Origin of the sequence: Streptomyces sp. NPDC019224 (assembly GCF_040632605.1) — a bacterium.
In the GTDB taxonomy this organism is placed as follows: domain Bacteria; phylum Actinomycetota; class Actinomycetes; order Streptomycetales; family Streptomycetaceae; genus Streptomyces.
Genome location: NZ_JBEYCF010000001.1, coordinates 189,991 through 213,428, shown reverse-complemented (window position 1 = coordinate 213,428; position 23,438 = coordinate 189,991). Strand labels below are relative to the sequence as shown.

The window sequence follows — 23,438 nt, the reverse complement described above, 5'->3', positions numbered from 1 at the left end:
ACGGGCCGTCCCGCTGTCAGCCGCGCGGCCCCTCCACGACCGGGCCCACGACGGGCAGGTCCTTGATGGCGCCGCCGCTCGTCAGCGGGTCGGTGACCAGGGCGGTGGAGATCGGCTTGAAGTCGGCGACCTGGGTGCCCACCGCGTTGTCCAGCGGGTCCGTACCGGTGCCGGCCAGCGGGTCGAGCCGCAGATGGGTCACGGGCGCGATGCCGTTCTCCACGGCGTGGCCGAGCGCCCCGGTGACCGCGCCGCCGGTCGCCCCGGCGGCCTCCCCGAGGACGGTTTCGGTGCCGGTCTCCTGGACGACGGGCAGCGGGGCCGCCTGGGCCGCCGCGCCCCCCGCGCCGAAGGCGGCGCCCACCGCGGTGACGGTCAGGCCTGCGCGCAGCAGGGCGCGGTGCCGGGACTTGGAAAGTGCGTGACGTGCCATGGATTTCCCACCTGATCGGGACGATCGGACCATCGGTCTTGTAATCGACCGAATGCACAGCGTAGTTGAGGTGTGATGCGCGATACCAACAGGACCTCCGGGGATCCCACGTGCGGGTCGATGCCTCACACTCGTGTCCTGTGAGTTCCCAAGCGCTTTCGACCCGCGTCGTCCTCCTGACGGGCCCCTCCGGCTCCGGCAAGTCGTCCCTCGCCGCCCGCACCGGCCTCCCGGTGCTGCGGCTCGACGACTTCTACAAGGAGGCGGGCGACCCCACCCTGCCGCTCGTCCCCGGCAGTACGGACATCGACTGGGACTCCCCGGACTCCTGGGACACCGACGCCGCGGTCACCGCGATCACGGAGCTCTGCCGCACCGGCCGCACCGACGTCCCCGTGTACGACATCGCCACCAGCTCCCGCACCGGCCACGAGCACCTGCACATCGGCCGCACCCCGCTCTTCGTGGCCGAGGGCATCTTCGCGGCGGACATCATCGACCGCTGCCAGTCGCTGGGCCTGCTGGCCGACGCCCTCTGCCTGCGCGGCCGCCCCTCGACGACCTTCCGCCGCCGCCTCCTGCGCGACCTGCGCGAGGGCCGCAAGTCGGTCCCGTTCCTGCTGCGGCGCGGCTGGCGCCTGATGCGCACGGAACGCCGCATCGTGGCCCGCCACGTCGCGCTGGGCGCGCACGCCTGCAACAAGCCGGAGGCCCTGGGCCGACTGGCCGCGGCGGCGGCGGGGCGCTGCCGGACGCCGGCGCATTCAAGCCCTGCCGGCGACTGAGGCGACCGGCCCCCTGCCCTCAAGCCCCTCCGGCGGCCGAGGACCGGGGGTCCGGGGCAGAGCCCCCGAAACGCGCCGCGGGGCCGGACAAGACCCCCCGGCCCGTCCGACCCCACAGCTTCCCCATATCCCCCGGGCGCCCGTCACCCCCGTGTCCCGGGCCCCCGTTCCTCCCCCGTAACGACACCACCGCTTCCCCCGAAGCGGCGGCGCCCCCGCCCCCCAGCCTTCAGGCCACCAGCTCGCCGAAGGACTCCTCCTCGTCACGGCCGAAGCTGAGGACCTCGTCCTCGCGCAGCCGGCGGAGCGACCGCCAGATGCTCGACTTCACCGTGCCGACACTGATGTCGAGGATGGACGCGATCTCCGGGTCCGTACGGCCCTCGTAGTACCGCAGGACGAGCATCGTGCGCTGCAGCTCGGGCAGTCGCGCCAGCGCCTGCCAGAGCACGGCGCGCAGCTCCGTACCGCGCATCGCGTCCGTGTCGCCCGCCGTCTCCGGCAGCTCCTCGGTCGGGTATTCGTTCAGCTTGCGCCTGCGCCAGGCACTGATGTGCAGATTGGTCATCGTGCGGCGCAGGTAACCGCCGACGGCGGCCTTGTCGCTGATCCGGTCCCAGGCCCGGTACGTCGAGAAGAGGGCGCTCTGCAGCAGGTCCTCCGCCTCGAACCGGTCCCCGGTCAGGTGGTAGGCGGTGGCGTACAGGGAGGCGCGGCGCTCCCGGACATAGGCCGTGAACGCCGCTTCGGCGTCCTCGGACCTCTCCGGTGCCTTCCGCTCCCCCGGGCCCTCCCCGTACGCGCTTCCCCCGCTACCCGCGTCAACCACCGTCATGAACGACGTGTGCTGACGCCCGGTGCCTCGAACGCACCCCCGTCCGTTCACCGCGGCACCGGACTTCTCGGTGCTCCGGCCGACATCGTGCAGACGCGTGACAACTGCGCTCGCGTTGATGCTGTGAGTTGCGTTCATCTCGCGCCCCCCATCGGTGGAGTCCGTCCGTTCCTTGTGTCAACGAGCTTGCCGGGGCAGTTTCATGGCGCTGTCCGCCGACTGTCACAGGCCTGTCACAGGGCCCGGCGACGGCACGAATCAGTGCTTCCGGATGCATGAGGGACGTACGGGGCACGCATCGGAGGGGACCAACTGTCGAACTGGGAGGCCCCATGGGTCAGAATGACCCAGTGCCTTTCCTGTTGCTGATCGAGGACGACGACGCCATCCGCACGGCCCTCGAACTCTCGCTGTCGCGCCAGGGCCACCGTGTGGCCACTGCGGCGACGGGAGAGGACGGCCTCAACCTGCTGCGCGAGCAGCGCCCCGACCTGGTCGTGCTGGATGTGATGCTGCCCGGGATCGACGGTTTCGAGGTGTGCCGGCGCATCCGTCGCACCGACCAGCTGCCGATCATCCTGCTGACCGCCCGCAGCGACGACATCGACGTCGTGGTGGGTCTTGAGTCCGGCGCCGACGACTACGTGGTCAAGCCCGTGCAGGGGCGGGTGCTCGACGCCCGTATCCGCGCGGTGCTGCGCCGCGGCGAGCGGGAGTCGACCGACTCCGCGACGTTCGGGAACGTGGTGATCGACCGGTCCGCCATGACCGTCACCAAGAACGGTGAGGACCTCCAGCTCACGCCGACCGAGCTGCGGCTCCTGCTCGAACTGAGCCGCCGGCCGGGCCAGGCGCTGTCCCGGCAGCAACTGCTGCGCCTGGTCTGGGAGCACGACTACCTCGGCGACTCCCGGCTGGTGGACGCCTGTGTCCAGCGCCTGCGCGCCAAGGTGGAGGACGTACCGTCGTCGCCGACCCTGATCCGTACCGTACGGGGCGTGGGATACCGGCTGGACTCGCCGCAGTGAGCACGGCTGTACGGCGGGGCCTGCTCGCCGGGCTCCGCTGGACCAGCCTGCGGCTGCGGCTCGTCGTCGTGTTCGCCCTGGTCGCGCTGACCGCCGCCGCGTCGGCTTCCGGAATCGCGTACTGGCTCAACCGCGAGGCCGTGCTGACGCGTACGCAGGACTCGGCGCTCGGGGACTTCCGCCAGGAGATGCAGACCAGGGCGGCGTCGCTGCCGCTGCGCCCCACCAAGGAGGACCTGCAGACGGCCGCCGTGCAGATGGCGAGCAGCAGTCCCGGCTACAGCGTGCTCCTGATCGACGAGCGCGACCCCGGCAAGCCCATCGTCGGCAACTCCGACCTGGACACCTTCACGCGCAGCAACGTGCCGCTGTCGCTGCAGGAGCAGGTGAACCGCAAGCAGCCGGTCGAGGCGGGCAACAAGTACGAGTACCACCTGTTCTGGCAGCGCACCTCGATCCGCGGTACGCCGTACCTGGTCGCCGGCACGAAGATCATCGGCGGCGGGCCGACCGGTTACATGCTGAAGTCGCTCGACCAGGAGCGCCAGGACCTCAGCTCGCTCGCCTGGTCGCTGGGGATCGCCACGGCGCTCGCCCTCGTCGGTTCCGCGCTGCTCGCGCAGGCGGCGGCGACGACCGTGCTGCGGCCGGTGCAGCGGCTCGGGGACGCCGCCCGCAAGCTCGGCGAGGGCAAGCTCGACACCCGGCTGGTGGTGTCCGGCACCGATGAACTGGCCGAACTCTCAAGGACGTTCAACAGGACGGCCGGCTCGCTGGAGAAGAAGGTCGCGGACATGAGCGCGCGCGAGGAGGCCAGCCGCCGCTTCGTCGCCGACATGTCGCACGAGCTGCGCACACCGCTGACGGCGCTCACCGCGGTCACGGAGGTGCTGGAGGACGAGGCCGACAGCCTCGATCCGATGATCGCGCCCGCCGTGAACCTGGTGGTCAGTGAGACCCGGCGCCTCAACGACCTGGTGGAGAACCTGATGGAGGTGACCCGCTTCGACGCGGGCACGGCCCGGCTGGTCCTCGACGACGTGGACGTGGCCGACCAGGTGACCGCCTGCATCGACGCCCGGGCGTGGCTGGACGCGGTGGAACTGGACGCCGAGCGCGGCATGACGGTCCGCCTCGATCCGCGCCGGCTCGACGTGATCCTGGCGAACCTCATCGGCAACGCCCTCAAGCACGGCGGTTCGCCGGTACGGGTCGCGGTGCGCATCGAGGGCGAGGAGCTGGTCATCGAGGTCCGCGACCACGGTCCCGGCATCCCCGAGGACGTACTGCCGCACGTCTTCGACCGGTTCTACAAGGCCAGTGCTTCCAGGCCGCGTTCGGAGGGGAGCGGGCTCGGGCTCTCCATCGCCATGGAGAACGCGCACATCCACAACGGCGACATCACCGCCCGGAACTCGCCGGACGGTGACGGCGCGGTCTTCGTCCTGCGCCTGCCCCGCGACGCCGAGGCGCTGGACCGCACCCCCGATGATCACGACGCACCGATACCGGACCACCAGGAGGACGACGCGACGTGAGGCGCAGCGAACGCCGGGGAAACCGAACCGCCGCCGCCCTGGCAGGTGCCGCACTCTGTGCCGTACTGGCCGCGGGCTGCGGCATCCGTACGACCTCGGTGCCGGTGGACGCCGGTGCCGCCCCCTCCCGGGTGCCGTGCGCGATGCCCGCCGAGGACTCCGCGTCGCAGGCCCGGCGGGGCATCCCCGTGCAGGTCTACCTGGTCTGCGCCTCGCAGCTGGTGACGGTGGACCGGGCGGTGCGGGTGCGGGAGGCGAAGACCGACCGGCTGCGGGTGGCCACCGAGCTGCTGGACGAGCTGCGCAGGCGCCCCACGGCCGACGAACGGCAGGCGGGCTTCTCCACCGACGTCCCCGCGTCGCTCCGGGTCTCCGGCCCCCGCGCGGACGACGCGCAGGACGCGCTGCGGCTCAGCGAGCAGCCGGAGGACCTGCCGGCCGAGGCCCTGGCCCAGATCGTCTGCACGTTCACGGACAGCGAGTCGCTGACCCCGGACGAGACGGTGCCCCTGGGCGGCCCGGGCGACTACCCGGCCCGCGGCTACCTCTGCACGGCGGAGACGAAGGCCAGCCCGAAGGCGGTACCGAGTTCGGTGGGGGTGCCGTAGGCCGTCCGGGGGAACGGATACCGGCCCGGCCGCCGTGAGCCAGGTCTCCCCGGTCCCCGCGGAACCGATCCTGCCGCCGACCGCGTCTAGGGCTTCGTGCGTCAAGGTACGGACGGCCAGGCCGTCATCCGCTTCCGCGCGGCCGGGGTGTGGCTGCTCCTCGCGCATCTGCTGCTCGTCGGGTGGCTCACTCTGCGCCCGCTGGACGTGCCGTGGATGGATGCCGCCAACCTCTCCCCGTTCGCCGGCATCAAGGCCGATCTGTCCCTCGGTCCCGCCGCCGCGTTCCGCCGGATCGGCGGAGGGCTCCTGCTGCTGGCGCCGCTGGGCGTGCTGCTCCCGATGGCCGGCGGCCGGCTGTACGCGTCCCCGTGGCTGTCGCTGGCCCGGACGGTCGCGGCCGGTTCGCTGATCTCGCTGGCCATCGAGCTGGGGCAGACCGGCGTGCCGGGCCAGGTGGTCGACGTCGACTCGCTGTTCCTGAACACGGCGGGCGTGGCGCTCGCCCACGTCCTGGTCGTACCGGCGGGCCGGGCGCGCCTGCGGCGGCGCGGCGGGCAGGGGGCCCGGGTGGTGGCGCGGGGCGGCCATGAAGCGGCTCAGGGTTCGACCCGGACGATTTCCAGGGTCGGGATGGCCCCGTAGAGCGACGCTCCGCCCCTGGTCGCCGCGCGACGATGAAGGCATCGGGAGCACGACGGACTGCTCCCCGCAACGGTTCGCGAAGGAGTCCACCATGGCCGCACTTGTCCGCCCCCGTGACGGACGCATGATCGGCGGAGTGTGCGCGGCGCTGGCGCGGCGCTTCGGCACATCCGCGACGACCATGCGTGTCATCTTCCTGGTCTCGTGCCTGCTGCCCGGCCCGCAGTTCCTGCTCTACCTGGCGCTGTGGCTGCTGCTGCCCCGGGAACGGCCGTCGTCGGCGACCGCCTGGTAAGCACCCGTACCCATGCCTGTGGGCGGACACCCGGTCGGGGTGTCCGCCCACAGGCGGGTTCCGGCGTCGGCTCAGCGGCCGAGCGGCAGACCGTTGGCGGACAGGCCGTTGGCCGTCACCCCGCCGGCCGGCAGGCCGCCGATGAGGCCCTTGACGGGGGTGGTGGCGTCGCCCAGAACCTTCGTCTGGCTGGTGCCGAGGAGCTGGTCGGCGGTGTCCTGGACCGGCAGCGTCGAGGTGGCGTCGGCCACGGCGCCGGCGACGGGCAGGACACTGGTCGCGGTCGCCGGCGGCAGCGCGGTGGCCGAGGCGGTACCGGCGGCGGCAGCGGCGAAAGCGGCACCGAGGGCGGCGACGCCGAGAGTCCTGGCAGCAGACTGCTTCATATGACATTCATCCTTGGGGAAGGGGATGTGAGCGGCTTTGCAACGTAGTCAGCCGCCACCCCGCTCCGCAAACGTCCGCAACCACGGAAAACGGCCGGGAAAACCTTTCCCCGGCCGTTCTCCGCGCCCGCCCGTCAGCCGGCGAGCGAGGAAGACACGCTGGTCGCAGCGGTCTGCTCGAAAAGCCATTCGGACTTCAGCTCGGCGTATCCGGGCTTGATGACGTCATTGATCATCGCCAGACGTTCATCGAAAGGAATGAACGCTGATTTCATCGCATTGACGGTGAACCACTGCATGTCGTCGAGCGTGTATCCGAAGGTCTCGGTCAGCTTCTCGAATTCCCGGCTCATGCTCGTGCCGCTCATCAGCCGGTTGTCCGTGTTCACCGTGGCCCGGAAGTGCAGCTTGCGCAGCAGCCCGATGGGGTGCTCGGCGTACGAGGCCGCGGCCCCGGTCTGCAGATTGGAGGTCGGGCACATCTCCAGCGGGATGCGCTTGTCCCGTACGTAGGAGGCGAGGCGGCCCAGCTTCACCCCGCCGTCCTCGGCGACCTCGATGTCGTCGATGATGCGGACCCCGTGACCCAGCCGGTCGGCGCCGCACCACTGGATGGCCTGCCAGATCGACGGCAGCCCGAACGCCTCGCCCGCGTGGATCGTGAAGTGGTTGTTCTCGCGCTTGAGGTACTCGAAGGCGTCCAGGTGCCGGGTGGGAGGGAACCCCGCCTCGGCGCCCGCGATGTCGAAGCCGACGACCCCCTGGTCGCGGTAGCGGTTGGCCAGTTCGGCGATCTCCAGCGACCGGGCGGCGTGCCGCATCGCGGTGAGCAGGGCGCCGACCCGGATACGGTTCCCGTCCCGCCGGGCCCGCCGCTCGCCCTCGCGGAACCCCTCGTTGACGGCCTCGACGACCTGTTCGAGGGTCAGCCCGGCCTCCAGGTGCTGCTCGGGGGCGTACCGCACCTCGGCGTACACGACACCGTCGGCCGCCAGGTCCTCCGCGCACTCGGCCGCGACCCGGACGAGCGCGTCACGGGTCTGCATGACGGCGCAGGTGTGCGCGAACGTCTCCAGATACCGCTCCAGCGAACCGGAGTCGGCGGCCTCCCGGAACCAGATGCCGAGTTTGTCCGGCTCGGTCTCGGGAAGCGCGTCGTAACCGCTCGCACGGGCGAGCTCGACGATCGTCCCCGGCCGCAGGCCGCCGTCGAGGTGGTCGTGCAGAAGGACCTTGGGGGCACGCCGGATCTGATCCTGGCCGGGCACGTCGGGAGTCGGGCTCATCATCCAGGCACTGTAGCGCCTACGCGCGTAGAGCGCGCTTGTCGCCGCATAACGGAACGGTGGACCGCGCTCGCGTGAGGCGCGCCGCGGCGGCACGTAACAGACACCGCGAACAGAGGTGGCGTACACACGCTCGTCTGGCACTGTTACGCCATGGCACAGCGCGCACTCCCCCAGCCCGCGGCACGGCTGGGACGGGCCGTCGGAGCGGCGGCCGGAGCAACAACGGTCGGCGGCGTGGTCCTGCTGCTCCCGGACGGCGAACCCCACTCGCACCGCCGCCCCTCCGCCCTCTCCCACGCCCGTCTGCTCCCGCTGGCCCGCGCCCTGACCCGCGCGGCCCGCGCCGACGGTCTCGCCGCCCACGTGGTGCGCTACCGCTGCCGCGGCTGGAACGAGGGCGAGGCCCACCTCGCGGCGGACGCGGAGTGGGCGGTGGACGAGGCGGTACGCCGCTACGGCGACGTCCCCGTCTGCCTGGCCGGCCACGGCATGGGCGCCCGCGCGGCCCTGCGCGCCGGCGGCCACCCGGCGGTCGGCGCGGTCCTGGCCATGGCTCCCTGGCTCCCGGGCGACCCGTCCGCCGACCCCGAACCGGTCAAGCACCTCGTCGGCCGCCCGGTCCTGCTGGCCCACGGCACCAACGACACGCACTGCGACCCGGAGTTGTCGTTCCGCCTGGCCGAACGCGCCAAGAAGGCCAACCGCGACACCTGCCGCTTCGAGGTCCACTCGGACGGGCACGCCCTGCGCCAGCACCGCGCGGAAGTCGCCGCGCTGGCCGCCGACTTCGTCCGGGGCGCCCTGTTCGGACACGCGTACGCCCGACCGGTCGCGGACGCGCTGGCGGCTCCGCCGCCGTTGGGACTGCGGATGCCGCTGGCGGTGGGGTTCGGGGAGTCGTTGGGGGCGGGTTGAGGGGCCTCCCCCGGAGGGCGGGGAGCAGACGTCCAAACTGATTCCGACCGTGAGAGGCGGGGGACCAGCCCCGCGCGCGCGGGGAGCGGTTCGTGGTGATGAACTTCATGAACCAGCGAACAGGGGCCCTCTCCGCACGCGCGGGGATGGTATCCGTCGGGGCCCCCGATCTCTGGCGATCCGCTCCGGGGCACGGGGACCCCGGACCGGGGGACCCCCGGCCCCCTACCCCAGCAGACTCCCCCGCCGCGACAGCAGGAACCGCTTGAACGCCGCCACCGGCGGGGTGTCCGGGTGGCCGTCCAGCCAGGCCACGCCGATCTCGCGGGCCGCCCTCGGGGCCGTCACCGTCAGCTCCACCACCCCCGGCCGGGCCACCGCCGGCGGTGGGAGCAACGCCACGCCCAGGCCCGCCGCCACCAGGCCGCGCAGGGTCTCCGCCTCCTCGCCCTCGAAGGCCACGCGGGGGACGAAGCCCGCTTCCGCGCAGAGGTCGTCCGTGATGCGGCGGAGGCCGTAGCCGGGTTCCAGGGTGACGAAGGTCTCGTCGGCGGCTTCGGCGAGGCGGATGCGGCGGCGGGTGGCCAGGGGGTGGTCCTCGGGGACGACCAGGCGCAGGCGTTGTTCGTCCAGGCGGCGGGCGACCAGGTCGGGGGCGTCCGGGACGGGGGAGGTGAGGCAGAGGTCGAGGCCGCCGGCGCGGAGGCGTTCGATCATGGCCTCGCCGTAGTTCTGGACGAGCTGGAAGCGGACCCGGGGGTGGTCGACGCGGAAGGCGCGGATGAGGGCGGGGACGGTTTCCGAGCCCAGGGTGTGGAGGAAGCCGAAGGCGACCTTGCCGGCGGTGGGGTCGGCGTCGGCGCGTACCGAGTCGGCGGCCTTCTCCACCTCGGCGAGGGCGCGCTCCGCCGAGCCGAGGAAGGTGCGGCCGGCCGGGGTGAGGGAGACCGTGCGGCCCTTGCGGGCGAACAGGGCGACGCCCAGGTCGTCCTCCAGCCGCACCATCGCCCGCGAGAGCGTGGACTGCGGGACGCCCAGCTCCTGGGCGGCACGGGTGACGTGTTCGTGGCGGGCGACCGCCTCGAAGTAGGCGAGGCGGGGCGCAAGTACCGCGCGAATGTCTTCTTCGTAACTACTGGGTGACAGCCGGGGCTGTGAGCTGCGTTGATGCACCATGGGATTGATTATTCGCTGTTTGTGCATTGGACGCATGAGAGGCGCGCGGCCTACGTTCCTTGCATGCCTCCCGCCAGTACCGGGGCGTCCACCCTCGTCGTGGCCGCCTCGACCCAGTCGTCCCCCGTCACCGACACCACCGACCGGCTCGAACCCGGGGGTCCCGGCTACCGCCGGATGAGCTTCGCCCTCTTCGCCGCCGGTGTCGCCACGTTCGCGCTCCTCTACTCCACGCAGGCGCTGCTGCCCGCCGTCTCCGCGTCCTTCGGCGCCACGGCCGGGCAGGCGAGCTGGACCGTGTCCGCCGCGACGGGCGCGCTGGCGCTGTGCGTGCTGCCGATGAGCGCGCTGTCCGAGCGGTTCGGGCGGCGGCAGATGATGACCGCCTCGCTGGTGATCGCGGTCACGGTCGGGCTGTTCGTACCGTTCGCGCCCTCGCTGGGCTGGCTGATCGCGCTGCGCGCCGTGCAAGGTGCCGCACTCGCCGGGCTGCCCGCCTCCGCGATGGCGTACCTGGCGGAAGAGGTGCGGCCCAAGGCGCTCGTCGCCGCGATCGGGCTGTTCGTGGCCGGCAACAGCATCGGCGGGATGAGCGGTCGCATCCTCACCGGCTGGATCGCGCAGCTGTGGGGCTGGCGGGCGGCGCTCGGCGCGGTCGGTCTGCTGGCCGTGGCCTGCGCGGTCGTCTTCCACTTCATGATCCCGCGCGCCCGGAACTTCACCCCCGGGACGCTGAACCCGAAGGCGCTCGCCCGTACGGTCGGCACGCACCTCGCCAACCCGCTGCTGCGCCGGCTGTACGCGATCGGCGCGCTGTTCATGACGGTGTTCGGGGCCGTCTACACCGTCATCGGTTACCGGCTCGTCGAGGCTCCGTTCAGCCTGCCGCAGGGCGTCGTCGGTTCGATCTTCCTGGTGTACCTCGTCGGTACGGTCTCCTCCGCCGCCGCCGGGCGGCTCGTGGGCCGGCTCGGGCGGCGGGGCGCGCTGTACCTCGCCGTCTCCACCACGGCCGCCGGCCTGCTGCTCTCGCTGGCCGACCGGCTGGCCGCCGTGCTGCTGGGCCTGGTGCTGATCACGGCGGGCTTCTTCGCCGGGCACGCGGTCGCCTCGTCGTCGGTGAGCCGTACGGCGACGACGGGCCGCGCCCAGGCGTCCGCGCTCTACCAGTCGGCGTACTACCTGGGCTCCAGCGCGGGCGGCACGCTCGGCGCGGTAGCCTTCCACGCCGGCGGCTGGGCGGGCACGGTCACGCTGGGGCTGCTCGCGGTCCTCGGAGTCGTGTCCGTCACGCTGTACGGGACCCGGGTCGCCCGCGCCGAACGGCTGCGGCCCGCCGCCGTGGCGTCCGTACGGAACTGAGACATACGGCGCACAACCAACCGCTCCCCTTCGCGCATCCAGCAGACGGAACCGTCGCGGTGCGCGCGAAGGGGAGTCGGCGTGTACATGGAAGACAGGAAGAACATGCGGAACATACGGGATATCGGGGTCATACGGGCGCGACGGGGACTCGTCCTGTCCGTCGCGGGCCTGGCCGCGATACCGGCGTTCGTCCTCGGTACGGGCGGCACCGCACAGGCGGCGTCCTGCACGGCGTCCGCGGGGCCGTACCAGAAGCAGGCCGAGAAGTACCTGGGCCTGAAGGTGGACGGCAGGCAGTCGGCGGCCGACTGCACGGCGATCCGCTCGTTCCAGAGCACGTACGGGGTCACTCCGACCATCGGTTACGCGGGGCCGGTCACATGGCGCACGATGCAGACGCTCACCGCGCAGAAGGCGGCCGGGAAGAACCCGAACCAGGCCGGGAAGTGCCCCACCGACAAGGGGCGCATCGCCTGTGTCGACCTGACGCGGCAGATCAGCTGGATCCAGGACGGCGAGAAGCTGAAGTTCGGGCCGGTACCGGTGCGGACCGGGCGCGACGGGTACGAGACCCGGACCGGCGCCAAGAAGATCTCCTGGCGCCACCAGAACCACGTGTCGTCGATCTACCACGTGGCCATGCCGTACTCGCAGTTCTTCGACGGCGGCCAGGCGTTCCACGCGGTCGGCGTGAAGATGTGGAACCCGCCGGGGTCGCACGGCTGCGTCAACATGCGGACCTCGGACGCGAAGTCATACTGGAACCTGTTGAAGAACGGCGACGACGTCTACGTGTACGGCCGCAAGCCGGGAACCTGACCGCTTTCCGCTCTTCCCACCCCCGCTGTCAGTCCCCTGCGGTAGCTTCCGAGGTGCTGGGTGAAGTGAGCGGTGTCACAGCACGACAGGGGTGGAGCGGGCGATGGGTGAACCGACAGCGGCGGCGGGCTCCGGTACGGGGACCCGCCCGAGGGGCGACATCGACAGCCGCCTGGAAGGACACCGGGTCGAGCTGACCGGTTACTGCTACCGGATGCTCGGCTCGGCCTTCGAGGCGGAGGACGCCGTCCAGGACACGCTGGTGCGGGCCTGGCGCAACTTCGACAAGTTCGAGGGCCGGTCCTCGCTGCGGTCCTGGCTGTACCGCATCGCGACGAACGTCTGCCTCGACATGCTGAACGCGGGCAGGAAGCGGGCGAGGCCGGTCGACCTGTCGGGGCCGACGCCGCTCGCGCAGGCCGCGCTCAACCCGCTGCCGGAGAACACCTGGCTGGAGCCGATGCCGGACGGCCGGATCATCCCGACGACCGACGACCCGGCGGAGGCGGCGGTGGCGCGCGAGTCGGTACGCCTCGCGTTCGTCGCCGCGCTCCAGCACCTGCCGCCGAAGCAGCGGGCCGTACTGATCCTGCGCGAGGTCCTGGCGTGGAAGGCCGCCGAGGTCGCGGAACTGCTCGGCACCTCGGTCGCCTCGGTCAACAGCGCCCTCCAGCGCGCCCGGGCCACGCTGACCGACCACGAGGCCGTGGCCGCCGACGCCGCGAACCCCCTCGACGAGGAGCAGGCCGCCCTCCTCGAACGGTATGTGGCGGCGTTCGAGGGCTACGACATGAAGGCCCTGACCGCCCTCCTCCACGAGGACGCGGTGATGACGATGCCGCCGTTCGACCTCTGGCTCCGGGGCCACGAGGACATCACCGGCTTCATGACGTCCATCGGCGCGAGCTGCGCCGGCTCCCGCCTGCTCGCGACCTCCGCCAACGGCACCCCGGCCTTCGCCCACTACAAGCCGGACCCGGAGGGCCCCGGCTTCGTCCCGTGGGCGGTCCAGGTCATCGACATATCGGACGGCGCGATCACGGGCATGCACTGCTTCCTGGACACCCCGCGCTGGTTCCCGCTGTTCGGCTTCCCCGACCGCCTGGAGGCGGATGCGGCGTGAGGCGGCGCGTGGTGCGGGCGGTGGTGGCGGGCTGGGTGGTGCTCGCGGGCGCGGGGTGGGGGGTCACGCAGTGGCTCGGTGAGCCGACGGCGACGTCGGGGCCCGCGCCGGTGACGCCACCGTCGTCGGCCGCCGAGCCGGGACCGCAGCCGGAGTTCGACTGCGCGGAGGCGATGCGGGCGGCGAAGCGCTCGCCGAGCCCCGCTCCGCCGGCCTTTGCCCCGCTGGCCGGTGACATGACGAAGGACGGCGTCCAGAGCCACGTCACGGCGGTGTTGTGCGACTACGCGGTGGTGGACGACTGACGCCGGAGGGCGGGACCGGCGGCTCAGGGCGAGGGCTCGGCGGCCCCCGTCGCCTCCCCCAGCCCCACCAGGTCCAGCAGCGCCCGCAGCCCCGGCTGGGCGTCGCGCAGCCGCAGGCGGCGGCCCCCGGCCCTGCGGGCGGTCAGGGAGAGGCGGGCCACGGCCTCCACCGTGATCAGGTCCGGGTGGCCGACGGCGCTCGCGTCGCAGTGCACCTCATGGGCTTCGGGGGCGGCTGACAGCAGGGCCTCCAGTTCCGCGCACAGGCGTGGCACATCGGCCCGGGTCAGGTGGCCCGGGAGGACGACGACGGCCGCCGGCCGCTTGGGGTTCATACCCAAGGAGACCGGCGGCGCGCCGGAAAGTCATCGCGGGGGCGTCAGGCGATGCGCTCCCGTACCACCGGGGTCGCCGTGAACGGCGTGCCCGCCGGGGCGATGTCGTAGGCGTCCGGGAGGGCCTTGAGGGCGTAGTCGAACTTCTCCGGGGTGTCCGTGTGCAGCGTCAGCAGCGGCTGGCCGTCGGTGATCTCGTCGCCGGGCTTGGCGTGGAGTTCGATGCCGGCGCCGGCCTGGACCGGGTCCTCCTTGCGGGCGCGGCCCGCGCCGAGGCGCCAGGCGGCGACGCCGATGTCGTAGGCGTCCAGGCGGGTCAGGACGCCGGTGGAGGAGGCCCTGATGACGTGCCGCTCGCGGGCGACCGGGAGCGGGGCGTCGGGGTCGCCGCCCTGGGCGGAGATCATGCGGCGCCAGACGTCCATCGCGGAGCCGTCCCGGAGGGCCTTCTCCGGGTCGGCGTCCTTGAGGCCGGCCGCGTCCAGCATCTCGCGGGCGAGGGCCAGGGTGAGGTCGACGACGTCCCTCGGGCCGCCGCCGGCCAGGACCTCGACGGACTCGCGGACCTCCAGGGCGTTGCCGGCGGTGAGGCCGAGGGGGGTGGACATGTCGGTGAGCAGGGCGACCGTGCGGACGCCGCTGTCGGTGCCGAGCGCGACCATGGTGGAGGCGAGCTCGCGGGCGTCGTCGAGGGTCTTCATGAAGGCGCCGGAGCCGACCTTGACGTCCAGGACGAGGGCGCCGGTGCCCTCGGCGATCTTCTTGGACATGATCGAGCTGGCGATGAGCGGGATCGACTCGACGGTGCCGGTGACGTCGCGCAGCGCGTACAGCTTCTTGTCGGCGGGGGCGAGGCCGTCGCCCGCCGCGCAGATGACGGCGCCGGTGGTGTCGAGGACGTCCAGCATCTCGGCGTTCGAGAGGTGGGCGCGCCAGCCGGGGACGGACTCCAGCTTGTCGAGGGTGCCGCCGGTGTGGCCGAGGCCGCGTCCGCTGAGCTGGGGCACGGCGGCACCGCAGGCGGCGACGAGCGGGGCGAGCGGGAGGGTGATCTTGTCGCCGACGCCGCCGGTGGAGTGCTTGTCCGTGGTGGGGCGCGAGAGGGCGTCGAAGTTCATCCGCTCGCCGGAGGCGATCATCGCGGCGGTCCAGCGGGCGATCTCCGTACGGTTCATGCCGTTCAGCAGGATCGCCATGGCCAGCGCGGACATCTGCTCGTCGGCGACCTCGCCGCGGGTGTACGCGTCGATGACCCAGTCGATCTGCTCGGGTGTCAGCTCGCCTCGGTCCCGCTTGGTGCGGATGACGGAGATGGCGTCCATGGTCTGGCGTCCTTCCGGCCGGTACGTACACACGCGATGAGTGCCGTTGACTCTACGCGCATAGAGGGAGAAAGGGGCGCCGGGTGGGCCCGGAGAGCGGGCCCACCCGGCGCGTTGTCAGCCGAGGTGCGACGGGCCGAACGCCTGCGGCAGCATCTCGTCCAGGGTGCGGAGGCCGTCCGGGGTCTCCAGGACGAGCTCCGGGCCGCCGAACTCGTACAGCAGCTGCCTGCACCGACCGCACGGGACCAGGATCTCGCCCGCCCCGTCCACGCAGGTGAAGTGGGTCAGCCGGCCGCCGCCCGTGGCGTGCAGCTGGGAGACCAGGCCGCACTCGGCGCAGAGCCCGATCCCGTACGAGGCGTTCTCGACGTTGCAGCCGGTGATGGTGCGGCCGTCGTCGACGCGGGCGGCGACGCCGACCGGGTAGCCGGAGTACGGGGCGTACGCCCGGGACATGGCGTCCCGGGCGGCGGCCCGCAGGGCGTCCCAGCCGGCTTCGGTGAAGGCCGGGGGCGTCACTTGCCCTGACCCTTGCGATAGCGCATGCCGTCCGCCTTCGGCATCCGCAGCCGCTGCGCGGAGAGCGAGAGGACGAGCAGCGTGACGATGTACGGCGTGGCACTGACGAACTCGGTGGGCACGCTGTCCGTACCGAGATACCAGACCAGGACGACGGCGGCGATGACCGCGCTGACGACGCCCTGCACGTAGCTCTTGCGGTAGAGCTTCCACACGGCGAGACCGGCGAGCACGACGAACAGCAGCAGGAGCAGCGCGTGGACGGACTCGCCGCCGTTGCGCAGCTGGAGCGCGTCGGCGAAGCCGAACAGGCCCGCGCCCATGGCGAGTCCGCCGGGACGCCAGTTGCCGAAGATCATCGCGGCGAGACCGATGTAACCGCGTCCGCCGGTCTGGCCCTCGTTGTAGATGTGCGAGGTGACCAGGGAGAGGAAGGCTCCGCCGAGCCCGGCGAGGCCCCCGGAGACGATCACCGCGACGTACTTGTACGTGTAGACGTTGACACCGAGCGATTCGGCGGCGACCGGGTTCTCGCCGCAGGAGCGCAGCCGCAGGCCGAACGCCGTCTTCCACAGGACGAAGAAGGTCGCGACGAACAGGACGACGGCCAGGATCGTCAGCAGCGAGAGGTTGGTGACGAGGCCGCCGAGGATGCCGGCCAGGTCGGAGACGAAGAACCAGTGGTGCTTCTCGATGGAGTGCAGTCCGTCGGAGAGGCCGGGGATGGTCACCGAGGTGATCTCGTCGGCCGGCGGGGACTGCTTCGGGGAGCCGCCCTTGGCCGCCGCCTCGCCGCTGTTGAACCACAGCTTGGCGAAGTAGGTGGTGAAGCCGAGCGCCAAGATGTTGATGGCGATGCCGGAGATGATGTGGTCGACGCCGAAGGTGATGGTCGCGACCGCGTGGAGCAGACCGCCGAGCATGCCGCCGATGACGCCGGCGAGGACGCCGAGCCAGGGGCTGGTCTGCCAGCCGGCCCAGGCACCGAAGAAGGTGCCGAGGATCATCATGCCTTCGAGGCCGATGTTGACCACGCCGGCGCGTTCGGACCACAGGCCGCCGAGACCGGCGAGACCGATCGGCACGGCCATGGCGAGGGCGGCGCTGATCTGGCCCGCCGAGGTGACGTCCTGGGCGCCGGTGATGGCGCGTACGGCGGACAGCGCGAGCAGGACGCCCGCGATGATCAGCAGGAGTACGGGGAAGGAGAGGCGGGAACGGCCGCTCTTGCCGCCGGAGACCTTGGGGGCCGCCGGGGGCGGGGTGGAAGTCGCCGTGACGGTCACGCCGACACCTCCTGCTGGTCGGAGTTACGGGCGGCCTGTGCGGCGAGTTCCGCGCCGACCTTGCTCTGCTGGCGCTTGAGTCCGTAGCGGCGGACGACTTCGTAGGCGATGACGACGCACAGGACGATGACGCCCTGGATCACGCCGACGATCTCCTTGTCGTATCCCTCGAACTCCAGCTTTCCGGTGCCGCGCTCCAGGAAGCCCCAGAGCAGCGCGCCGAGCGCGATGCCGATGGGGTGGTTGCGACCGAGGAGGGCGATGGCGATGCCGGTGAAACCGATGCCCACGGGGAAGTCGCCGCTGAACTCGTGGCTGTCGTTGAGCAGCGTCGGCATGCCGATGAGGCCGGCGACGGCGCCCGAGATGAGCATCGAGGTGATGACCATGCGGCGGACGTTGACGCCGCTGGCCTCGGCGGCGGAGCCGGACTGGCCGACCGTGCGCAGGTCGAAGCCGAAGCGGGTGCGGGAGAGCGTGAACCAGTACGCGATGCCCGCAGCGACTGCGACGACGATGAAGCCCCAGACGGGCGTCGGCGTCGTCGGGAACTCGAAGAAGTGCGAGGACTCCGGGAGCGGCTTGGTGGAGATCTTGGTGCCGGCCTCGTCGAGGTGGCCGAGGCGGTTCTGCTGGAGCAGGTAGCCGATGACCGCGGTCGCGATGGAGTTCAGCATGATCGTCGAGACGACCTCGCTGACGCCCCGGGTGACCTTGAGCAGACCGGCGATGCCGGCCCACATGGCGCCGACGATCATCGCGGTGAGGATGATCAGCGGGATCTGCAGGGCGCCGGGCAGGGTCAGCGCGCCGCCGAGCGCGGCGGCGAAGAACGCGGCGAGGCGGTACTGCCCGTCGACGCCGATGTTGAAGAGGTTCATCCGGAAGCCGACGGCCACCGCGAGACCCGCGAGGTAGTACGTCGTCGCCTTGTTCAGGATGTAGACCTGGCTGTCCGACTTCAGCCCGTAGTCGAACATGATGCCGAAGGCGTTGAACGGCTCCTTGCCGGTGGCGGCGAGCACGAGTGCCGTCACCAGGAAGGCGACCACGATCGCGAGTACGGGGGCCGCGATCCCCAGGAGCACACGCTCCTTGTCGATCTTCTTCATCGGTCCTCTCCCCCTTCGCGGGGGTCGGTGTCGTCGTCCGTGGCGGGCGCGGCAGGCGCCCCGCCCTCCTCCGGCGCTTCGAGGTGGCCGCTGGCCGCGCCCGTCATCGCCGAGCCCAGCTCCTCGGGGGTGATGGTCGCCGGGTCGGCGTCCGCGACCAGGCGGCCGCGGTACATGACGCGCAGGGTGTCGGAGAGCCCGATCAGCTCGTCCAGGTCGGCGGAGATCAGCAGGACCGCCAGGCCCTCGCTGCGGGCCTCGCGGATCTGGTCCCAGATCTGCGCCTGCGCCCCGACGTCCACGCCCCGGGTGGGGTGGGCGGCGATCAGCAGCTTGGGCGCGTGGCTCATCTCGCGGCCCACGATCAGCTTCTGCTGGTTGCCGCCGGAGAGGGAGGCCGCAGTGACGTCGATACCGGGGGTGCGGACGTCGTACTCGCGCACGATCCGCTCGGTGTCGGTGCGGGCGGCCTTGATGTCGAGGAAGGCGCCCCGGCTGTTGGGGCGCTCCGTGACATGGCCCAGGATGCGGTTCTCCCAGAGCGGTGCCTCCAGGAGGAGACCGTGCCGGTGGCGGTCCTCGGGGATGACGGCCATGCCGCCCTCGCGGCGCTTGCGCGTCGGGGTGCGGGAGATGTCCGCGGCATCCAGCGTGAGGGTGCCCTCGTCCGGGGTGCGCATGCCCATGATCGCGTCGACCAGTTCGGACTGGCCGTTGCCCTCCACGCCGGCGATGCCCAGGACCTCGCCCTTGTGGATGGTGAAGGTGATGCCGTCGAGCACGGCGCGCACGGCGCCGTCCGGGTCGGTCGCGGTGAGCCGCAGGCCGTCGACGGTGAGCATGGGCGTGTCGGTGACCGTCGATTCGCGGGTCTCCGGGGAGGGCAGCTCGCTGCCGACCATCAGCTCGGCGAGCTGCTTGGTCGTGGTGTTCCGGGGGTCGGCGGTGCCGACGGTGGTGCCACGCCGGATGACGGTGATCTCGTCGGCGACCGACAGGACCTCGCCCAGCTTGTGCGAGATGAAGATGACGGTCAGGCCCTCGGCCTTGAGCTCGCGCAGGTTGTCGAAGAGCGCGTCGACCTCCTGCGGGACGAGGACGGCGGTGGGCTCGTCGAGGATCAGGGTGCGGGCGCCCCGGTAGAGGACCTTGAGGATCTCCACGCGCTGACGGTCGGCGACCCCGAGGTCCTCGACCATGGCGTCCGGGCGGATGCCCAGCCCGTAGGCGTCGGAGATCTCTCTGATCTTGGCGCGGGCCCGATCGCCGATGCCGTACAGCTTCTCGGAGCCCAGGACCACGTTCTCCAGGACGGTGAGGTAGTCGGCGAGCATGAAGTGCTGGTGCACCATGCCGATGCCGCGGTCGATGGCGTCGCCCGGGTTGGAGAACACGGCCTGTTCGCCGTCCACCGCGATGGTGCCCTCGTCCGGCTTCTGCATGCCGTAAAGGATCTTCATCAGAGTGGACTTGCCGGCGCCGTTCTCGCCGACGAGGGCGTGGACGGTGCCGCGGCGCACGGTGATGTCGATGTCGTGGTTGGCCACGACCCCGGGGAACCGCTTGGTGATACCGCGGAGCTCCACGGCGTTGGGACTGCTGGACGCGTTGATGGCGCACTCTCCTTGGCAGGAGCGGAGGGCGGGGGCGGTGAGGACGGGAAGGCGGTGGATGGCGGGTGGGGAGGTGTACGGCTCGTGGGGTACGGGAGGGCGTACGGGCGCGGCGGAAAACGTATCGCGCCGGGCCGGTCCCAGTCCCGCCGCTACGCGCGTAGCGTCGCCGAATCGTTGGCCAGCCGATCACAGACGGCCCGCACCCCGCCGGGGTACGTGAATCGGGGCCCGGGACGGGCGGCCGAAGCCGCTCGCCCGGACCCCGATCGACGGCCGGATCAGGTCGTGGTCTTGACCGTGATGGTGCCGTCGACGATCTTCTTCTTCGCCTCGTCGAGCTGGGTCTGGATGTCCTTGAGGTGGTCACCCGTGGTGGTCAGGCTGACGCCGCCCTTGGCCAGGGAGTAGGTCTCGGTGCCGGTCACCGGCTTGCCGTCCTTGACCGACTTGACCAGGTCGAAGACGCCTGCGTCGACGTTCTTGACGACCGAGGTCATGATCGTGTCCGCGTACTTCGACAGGGCCGGGTCCTTGGCCTGGTCGGAGTCGACGCCGATGGACCAGGCGCCCTTCTTGCCGGCGACGGCCTCGATCGAGCCGGCGCCCGAGCCGCCCGCGGCGGCGAAGATGACGTCGATGCCCTTGTCGAGCATGCCCTTGGCGGCGGCCTTGCCCTTGTCGGGGCTGCCGAAGCCGGACAGGTCCGAGCCGGTGGACAGGTACTGGATCTGCACCGTGGCCTTCGGCTTGGTGTCCAGGACGCCCTGACGGAAACCGGCGGCGAACTTCTTGATCAGCGGGAGGTCCACACCGCCGATGAAGCCGACCTTGCCATCCTTGGACTTCAGCGCCGCCGCGACACCGGCGAGGTACGAGCCCTGCTCCTCGGTGAAGACGATGTTGTCGACGTTCTTCACGTCGGAGACCGAGTCGACCAGGCCGAAGGTGATCTTCGGGTACTTGGGCGCGATCTTGTCGACCGCCTCCTTGTACGCGAAGCCGATCGCGATGACCGGGTTGTAGCCGCCCTCCGCGAGGGACTGGAGGCGCTGGTCGCGGTCGGCCGAGCTCTCACCGGTCTTGGCGGTGAGCTCCTTCGTCTCGGCGCCGAACTCGGCCTTGGCCTTGTCCAGGCCGCGCGCGGCGGAGTCGTTGAACGAGTTGTCGCCACGGCCGCCGACGTCGTAGGCCATACCGATCTTCATCTTGCCGTCGTCCGAGCCGGAACTCTCGTCGGACGACTCGCCACACGCGGTGGCGGTGAGCGCGAGGGCCGCGGTGACGGCGATCGCGGCACTGATCTTGGATACCCGGCGCAAGGGAAGGCTCCTTCAAACCTGACCGAAGCGCCTCTTCCGGCGCTGGTTTCGCGGCGATCGTAACGCGCGTAGATGTCAGATAAGGACCTGTACGGCAGCCGTTATCGGATCGTCGCGAACACGGGGCGACCTGTCCGGTTACGGATGGGTGACGTGGAGCAACGCGGAGGCGGCGAGGGCCTCTTCCTCGATCGCCTTGGGGCCACGCCGCGGGTCGCACGCCACCGAAGGCCGTACAAGCGAAACAGGCCACACCTCTCAGCGCAAAACACCCATACATGAATATCACTCACATTTCATCACCTTCATCTCATGACATTCAGCCAAACCCAGAGAAACGGTTGACTCAAATCTTAAAGCTTTGTTAAATAATGTAATTCGCCAAATCGGGAGAATCTAACGAGGTGCATCGTCGTTAATTTGAGCCGGATTCAATCAATCCGACTCATTCCGAATCGCGATACAAATCTTCAACCAGAGGGGAAAAATGAAGCGAATAATCTCCATCTTTTCGATCACGACAGCAGTTCTGGCCACCGCGGGAGTTGTGGCCCCCGCCGCATCTGCCGGCATAGGAAACTGCAAGACCTGGACGTCAAATAGTGCACCCTACACCGGCTCCGCCTACTGCAGCGAAATATCCTCATTCGATAAATTTCGGGTGAAGGTCACCTGTGTCGATCCGCGCGGAAGCACCTGGATCGCGTACGGCCCGTGGGTAAGAAACACCCAGACCTCGACCGTCAAGTGCTCGGACAACCCCAACGTCGGCATCCTCAAGACCGGCGTCTCGTTCAGCGCCTAGCATCAGGCCGCCCCTTGAGCCTGCAGCCTTCGCAAGGGGCGCCCGCAGCCCTCAACCACTGACCACGCCACTGAGAGGCAACCATGAAGAAGATGCTTAGCCTGGCCGCCGGGCTCGTCCTCGCAGCCGGCTCGATCGCCGTCACCGCACCCTCCGCAAGCGCAGCAGAGGTCGGCACAGCCTCCGTCGACTGCGACACCTGGAAGTCAAGCACCGCGCCCTACAAGGGCTACGCCAAGTGCACCGGCATGCTCCCCTACCCTCTCGAAGGCGTCCAGGTCCGTCTCACCTGTATCGATCCGCGCGGTAGCCAGTGGCACGTCAACGGGAACCGGGTGGGCAACGGCAAGACCTCCAGCGCCCAGTGCTCCGATAACACAAGCGTGGGCGTCTACAAGGTGGGGCTGACTCGAACACGTCTGTGACAGAAATTCTCAGTGCATCGTCGTGCGCGGCACCTCCTATTGATCAGAAACGGTTTGGGTTCTGGGTCGTTGTTGGTGCGTGAGCGATCTGGTGGGGGACGCGCGGCATCTGTCGCCGTCGGCGCAGGAGGCCCTGCGGTTGCGGGCGGTGGCGGCGTTGGTGGCGGGGCGGGACCGTGAGGACGTGGCCGCGGTGTTCGGGGTGTCGCTGAAGGCGGTCGACATCTGGTGGGCGAAGTGGCAGACCGGCGGCCGGGAGGCCCTGGCGATGCGCCCGCGGGGCAAGCCGGTCGGGGTGCACCAGGTGCTCGGGGAGGCCGAGCAGGCCGCGGTGCGGCAGGCAGTCCTCGATCACCGGCCCTGTGACGTGGGGCTTTCCGGTCAGCTGTGGACGCGGCGGTTGGTGGGCGAGCTGATCGCGAAGCTGTACCGGGTGCGGCTGACCGAGCCGGGTGTGGGCAAGTACTTGAAGCGTTGGGGACTGTCCTTCCAACGCCCCGACAAGCGGGCCGTCGAGCAGGACCCGGATGCACTTCATGGTCTTCACCGAGAGCTTCACCGCCGAGGTGATGTGCCGCTTCCTGGACCGGCTCGCCGGCCACGTCGAGACCAAGATCCACCTCGTGGTCAACGGGCACTCCGCCCACCGCTCGAAGAAGGTCCGCACCTGGCTGGCCGCCCACCCCAACGACATCGAGCTGCACTTCCTGCCCCCGTACTCGCCCGAGCTGAACCCCGACGAGCTGGTCAACGCGGACCTCAAGCACAGCCTGCCCAAACAGCACCGGGCCCGAGACCAGGCCGAACTCGCCGCCGAGACCCGCCGCTTCTTCCGCAGACGCCAACGCCAGCCACACATCGTCCACGGCTACTTCGGCGGCCCACACGTCCGCTACGTCCTGGACGAGAACCCCATGAGTTTCTGATCAATGCGAGGATTTTCGCGAACCCAGTCCGGTGCTCGAATAGCAGAGAAAAAGATTTCTGCCGCTCCCGTCACTCTGCTAGTCGCCGCACGAGTTAAGGCAGTCCTTTCTCTTGTTGGCCGACTCCTGATTCCCTCATCAAGCACGCCGAGGGGAGAAAAAAACGGAACGGCCATCGAGTGGGCAATCTCCTCCTATCTCACCCTTGGGAACCAGAACTCTGCC

25 protein-coding genes and 1 pseudogene are annotated in these 23,438 nt (G+C 70.6%); 14 read left to right on the top strand and 12 right to left on the bottom strand.

The annotated features are described in order from the left end of the window. Positions 1-16: 16 nt before the first annotated feature. A complete protein-coding gene (locus ABZ564_RS01095) occupies positions 17-433 on the bottom strand; it encodes a hypothetical protein (RefSeq protein ID WP_360847421.1) in 417 nt (138 codons plus the stop codon). A 140-nt stretch (positions 434-573) separates the two neighbouring features. Here ABZ564_RS01095 and ABZ564_RS01090 point away from each other — a divergent pair, with 140 nt between their 5' ends. After that, positions 574-1,218 carry an ATP-binding protein gene (locus ABZ564_RS01090; RefSeq protein ID WP_360847418.1) on the top strand — a complete coding sequence of 215 codons (645 nt, stop codon included), beginning with the start codon at positions 574-576 and terminating at the stop codon, positions 1,216-1,218. A gap of 229 nt (positions 1,219-1,447) precedes the next feature. Here ABZ564_RS01090 and ABZ564_RS01085 read toward each other — a convergent pair whose 3' ends face one another. After that, positions 1,448-2,191, bottom strand: coding sequence for a SigE family RNA polymerase sigma factor (locus ABZ564_RS01085; protein ID WP_360847416.1), 744 nt, complete (start codon positions 2,189-2,191; stop codon positions 1,448-1,450). A 212-nt stretch (positions 2,192-2,403) separates the two neighbouring features. On the opposite strand from ABZ564_RS01085, the gene afsQ1 reads away from it, so the two are divergent. The 5 genes from afsQ1 (at position 2,404) to ABZ564_RS01060 (ending at position 6,167) form a co-directional block, all read left to right on the top strand. Then, positions 2,404-3,081, top strand: coding sequence for a two-component system response regulator AfsQ1 (afsQ1, locus tag ABZ564_RS01080; protein ID WP_026171255.1), 678 nt, complete (start codon positions 2,404-2,406; stop codon positions 3,079-3,081). Then, positions 3,078-4,619 carry a HAMP domain-containing sensor histidine kinase gene (locus ABZ564_RS01075; protein WP_360847412.1) on the top strand — a complete coding sequence of 514 codons (1,542 nt, stop codon included), beginning with the start codon at positions 3,078-3,080 and terminating at the stop codon, positions 4,617-4,619. Before afsQ1 ends, ABZ564_RS01075 begins: the two co-directional genes overlap by 4 nt. Beyond that, positions 4,616-5,227, top strand: a complete 612-nt coding sequence (locus ABZ564_RS01070) for a hypothetical protein (RefSeq protein ID WP_360847409.1) — start codon at positions 4,616-4,618, stop codon at positions 5,225-5,227. Before ABZ564_RS01075 ends, ABZ564_RS01070 begins: the two co-directional genes overlap by 4 nt. A gap of 96 nt (positions 5,228-5,323) precedes the next feature. Further along, entirely contained in the window at positions 5,324-5,872 is a 549-nt protein-coding gene (locus tag ABZ564_RS01065) for a VanZ family protein (protein WP_360847406.1), read from the top strand. 91 nt (positions 5,873-5,963) lie between these two features. Then, on the top strand, positions 5,964-6,167 hold the full coding sequence (locus ABZ564_RS01060; protein WP_360847403.1) for a PspC domain-containing protein: 204 nt from the start codon (positions 5,964-5,966) through the stop codon (positions 6,165-6,167). A 71-nt stretch (positions 6,168-6,238) separates the two neighbouring features. On the opposite strand, the gene ABZ564_RS01055 is transcribed toward ABZ564_RS01060, so the two are convergent. Next, positions 6,239-6,553 (bottom strand): hypothetical protein, encoded by a 315-nt coding sequence (locus ABZ564_RS01055; protein WP_360847400.1) that lies wholly within the window; start codon positions 6,551-6,553, stop codon positions 6,239-6,241. A 134-nt stretch (positions 6,554-6,687) separates the two neighbouring features. Beyond that, complete coding sequence (locus ABZ564_RS01050; protein ID WP_360847397.1) at positions 6,688-7,842, bottom strand: adenosine deaminase; 1,155 nt, start codon at positions 7,840-7,842, stop codon at positions 6,688-6,690. 150 nt (positions 7,843-7,992) lie between these two features. Between ABZ564_RS01050 and ABZ564_RS01045 the strand changes: the two genes are divergently transcribed. After that, positions 7,993-8,757 carry an alpha/beta hydrolase gene (locus ABZ564_RS01045; protein WP_360847394.1) on the top strand — a complete coding sequence of 255 codons (765 nt, stop codon included), beginning with the start codon at positions 7,993-7,995 and terminating at the stop codon, positions 8,755-8,757. Positions 8,758-8,982: 225 nt separating this feature from the next. On the opposite strand, the gene ABZ564_RS01040 is transcribed toward ABZ564_RS01045, so the two are convergent. Next, on the bottom strand, positions 8,983-9,933 hold the full coding sequence (locus ABZ564_RS01040; RefSeq protein WP_360847391.1) for a LysR family transcriptional regulator: 951 nt from the start codon (positions 9,931-9,933) through the stop codon (positions 8,983-8,985). 63 nt (positions 9,934-9,996) lie between these two features. Here ABZ564_RS01040 and ABZ564_RS01035 point away from each other — a divergent pair, with 63 nt between their 5' ends. From ABZ564_RS01035 to ABZ564_RS01020, 4 genes are all read left to right on the top strand, one after another. After that, positions 9,997-11,295: an MFS transporter gene (locus ABZ564_RS01035; protein WP_360847388.1), complete on the top strand. Its 1,299-nt coding sequence runs from the start codon at positions 9,997-9,999 to the stop codon at positions 11,293-11,295. Between the two features lie 105 nt (positions 11,296-11,400). After that, entirely contained in the window at positions 11,401-12,117 is a 717-nt protein-coding gene (locus ABZ564_RS01030; protein ID WP_360847385.1) for a L,D-transpeptidase, read from the top strand. Positions 12,118-12,220: 103 nt separating this feature from the next. Beyond that, positions 12,221-13,240: a sigma-70 family RNA polymerase sigma factor gene (locus ABZ564_RS01025; RefSeq protein WP_360847382.1), complete on the top strand. Its 1,020-nt coding sequence runs from the start codon at positions 12,221-12,223 to the stop codon at positions 13,238-13,240. Continuing rightward, positions 13,237-13,545 carry a hypothetical protein gene (locus tag ABZ564_RS01020; protein ID WP_360847379.1) on the top strand — a complete coding sequence of 103 codons (309 nt, stop codon included), beginning with the start codon at positions 13,237-13,239 and terminating at the stop codon, positions 13,543-13,545. Before ABZ564_RS01025 ends, ABZ564_RS01020 begins: the two co-directional genes overlap by 4 nt. Positions 13,546-13,568: 23 nt before the next feature. On the opposite strand, the gene ABZ564_RS01015 is transcribed toward ABZ564_RS01020, so the two are convergent. From ABZ564_RS01015 to ABZ564_RS00985, 7 genes are all read right to left on the bottom strand, one after another. After that, positions 13,569-13,880 carry an STAS domain-containing protein gene (locus ABZ564_RS01015; protein WP_360847376.1) on the bottom strand — a complete coding sequence of 104 codons (312 nt, stop codon included), beginning with the start codon at positions 13,878-13,880 and terminating at the stop codon, positions 13,569-13,571. A gap of 44 nt (positions 13,881-13,924) precedes the next feature. Beyond that, entirely contained in the window at positions 13,925-15,202 is a 1,278-nt protein-coding gene (locus ABZ564_RS01010; RefSeq protein ID WP_360847373.1) for a thymidine phosphorylase, read from the bottom strand. A gap of 117 nt (positions 15,203-15,319) precedes the next feature. Then, the gene (locus tag ABZ564_RS01005) at positions 15,320-15,724 is read right to left on the bottom strand and encodes a cytidine deaminase (RefSeq protein ID WP_360847370.1); all 405 of its coding nucleotides are present in this window, start codon (positions 15,722-15,724) and stop codon (positions 15,320-15,322) included. Then, the gene (locus ABZ564_RS01000; protein ID WP_360847367.1) at positions 15,721-17,010 is read right to left on the bottom strand and encodes an ABC transporter permease; all 1,290 of its coding nucleotides are present in this window, start codon (positions 17,008-17,010) and stop codon (positions 15,721-15,723) included. Before ABZ564_RS01000 ends, ABZ564_RS01005 begins: the two co-directional genes overlap by 4 nt. Continuing rightward, complete coding sequence (locus tag ABZ564_RS00995) at positions 17,007-18,122, bottom strand: ABC transporter permease (RefSeq protein WP_360847364.1); 1,116 nt, start codon at positions 18,120-18,122, stop codon at positions 17,007-17,009. Before ABZ564_RS00995 ends, ABZ564_RS01000 begins: the two co-directional genes overlap by 4 nt. Further along, positions 18,119-19,708 carry an ABC transporter ATP-binding protein gene (locus ABZ564_RS00990; RefSeq protein WP_360847361.1) on the bottom strand — a complete coding sequence of 530 codons (1,590 nt, stop codon included), beginning with the start codon at positions 19,706-19,708 and terminating at the stop codon, positions 18,119-18,121. Before ABZ564_RS00990 ends, ABZ564_RS00995 begins: the two co-directional genes overlap by 4 nt. Before the next feature lie 308 nt (positions 19,709-20,016). Further along, positions 20,017-21,057 (bottom strand): BMP family ABC transporter substrate-binding protein, encoded by a 1,041-nt coding sequence (locus ABZ564_RS00985; protein ID WP_360847358.1) that lies wholly within the window; start codon positions 21,055-21,057, stop codon positions 20,017-20,019. Between the two features lie 661 nt (positions 21,058-21,718). On the opposite strand from ABZ564_RS00985, the gene ABZ564_RS00980 reads away from it, so the two are divergent. From ABZ564_RS00980 to ABZ564_RS00970, 3 genes and pseudogenes are all read left to right on the top strand, one after another. Then, positions 21,719-21,862, top strand: coding sequence for a hypothetical protein (locus tag ABZ564_RS00980; protein WP_360847355.1), 144 nt, complete (start codon positions 21,719-21,721; stop codon positions 21,860-21,862). 83 nt (positions 21,863-21,945) lie between these two features. Further along, positions 21,946-22,287 carry a hypothetical protein gene (locus ABZ564_RS00975; protein WP_360847352.1) on the top strand — a complete coding sequence of 114 codons (342 nt, stop codon included), beginning with the start codon at positions 21,946-21,948 and terminating at the stop codon, positions 22,285-22,287. A 139-nt stretch (positions 22,288-22,426) separates the two neighbouring features. After that, positions 22,427-23,213 (top strand): annotated as a pseudogene (locus ABZ564_RS00970) (IS630 family transposase). Positions 23,214-23,438 lie beyond the last annotated feature (225 nt).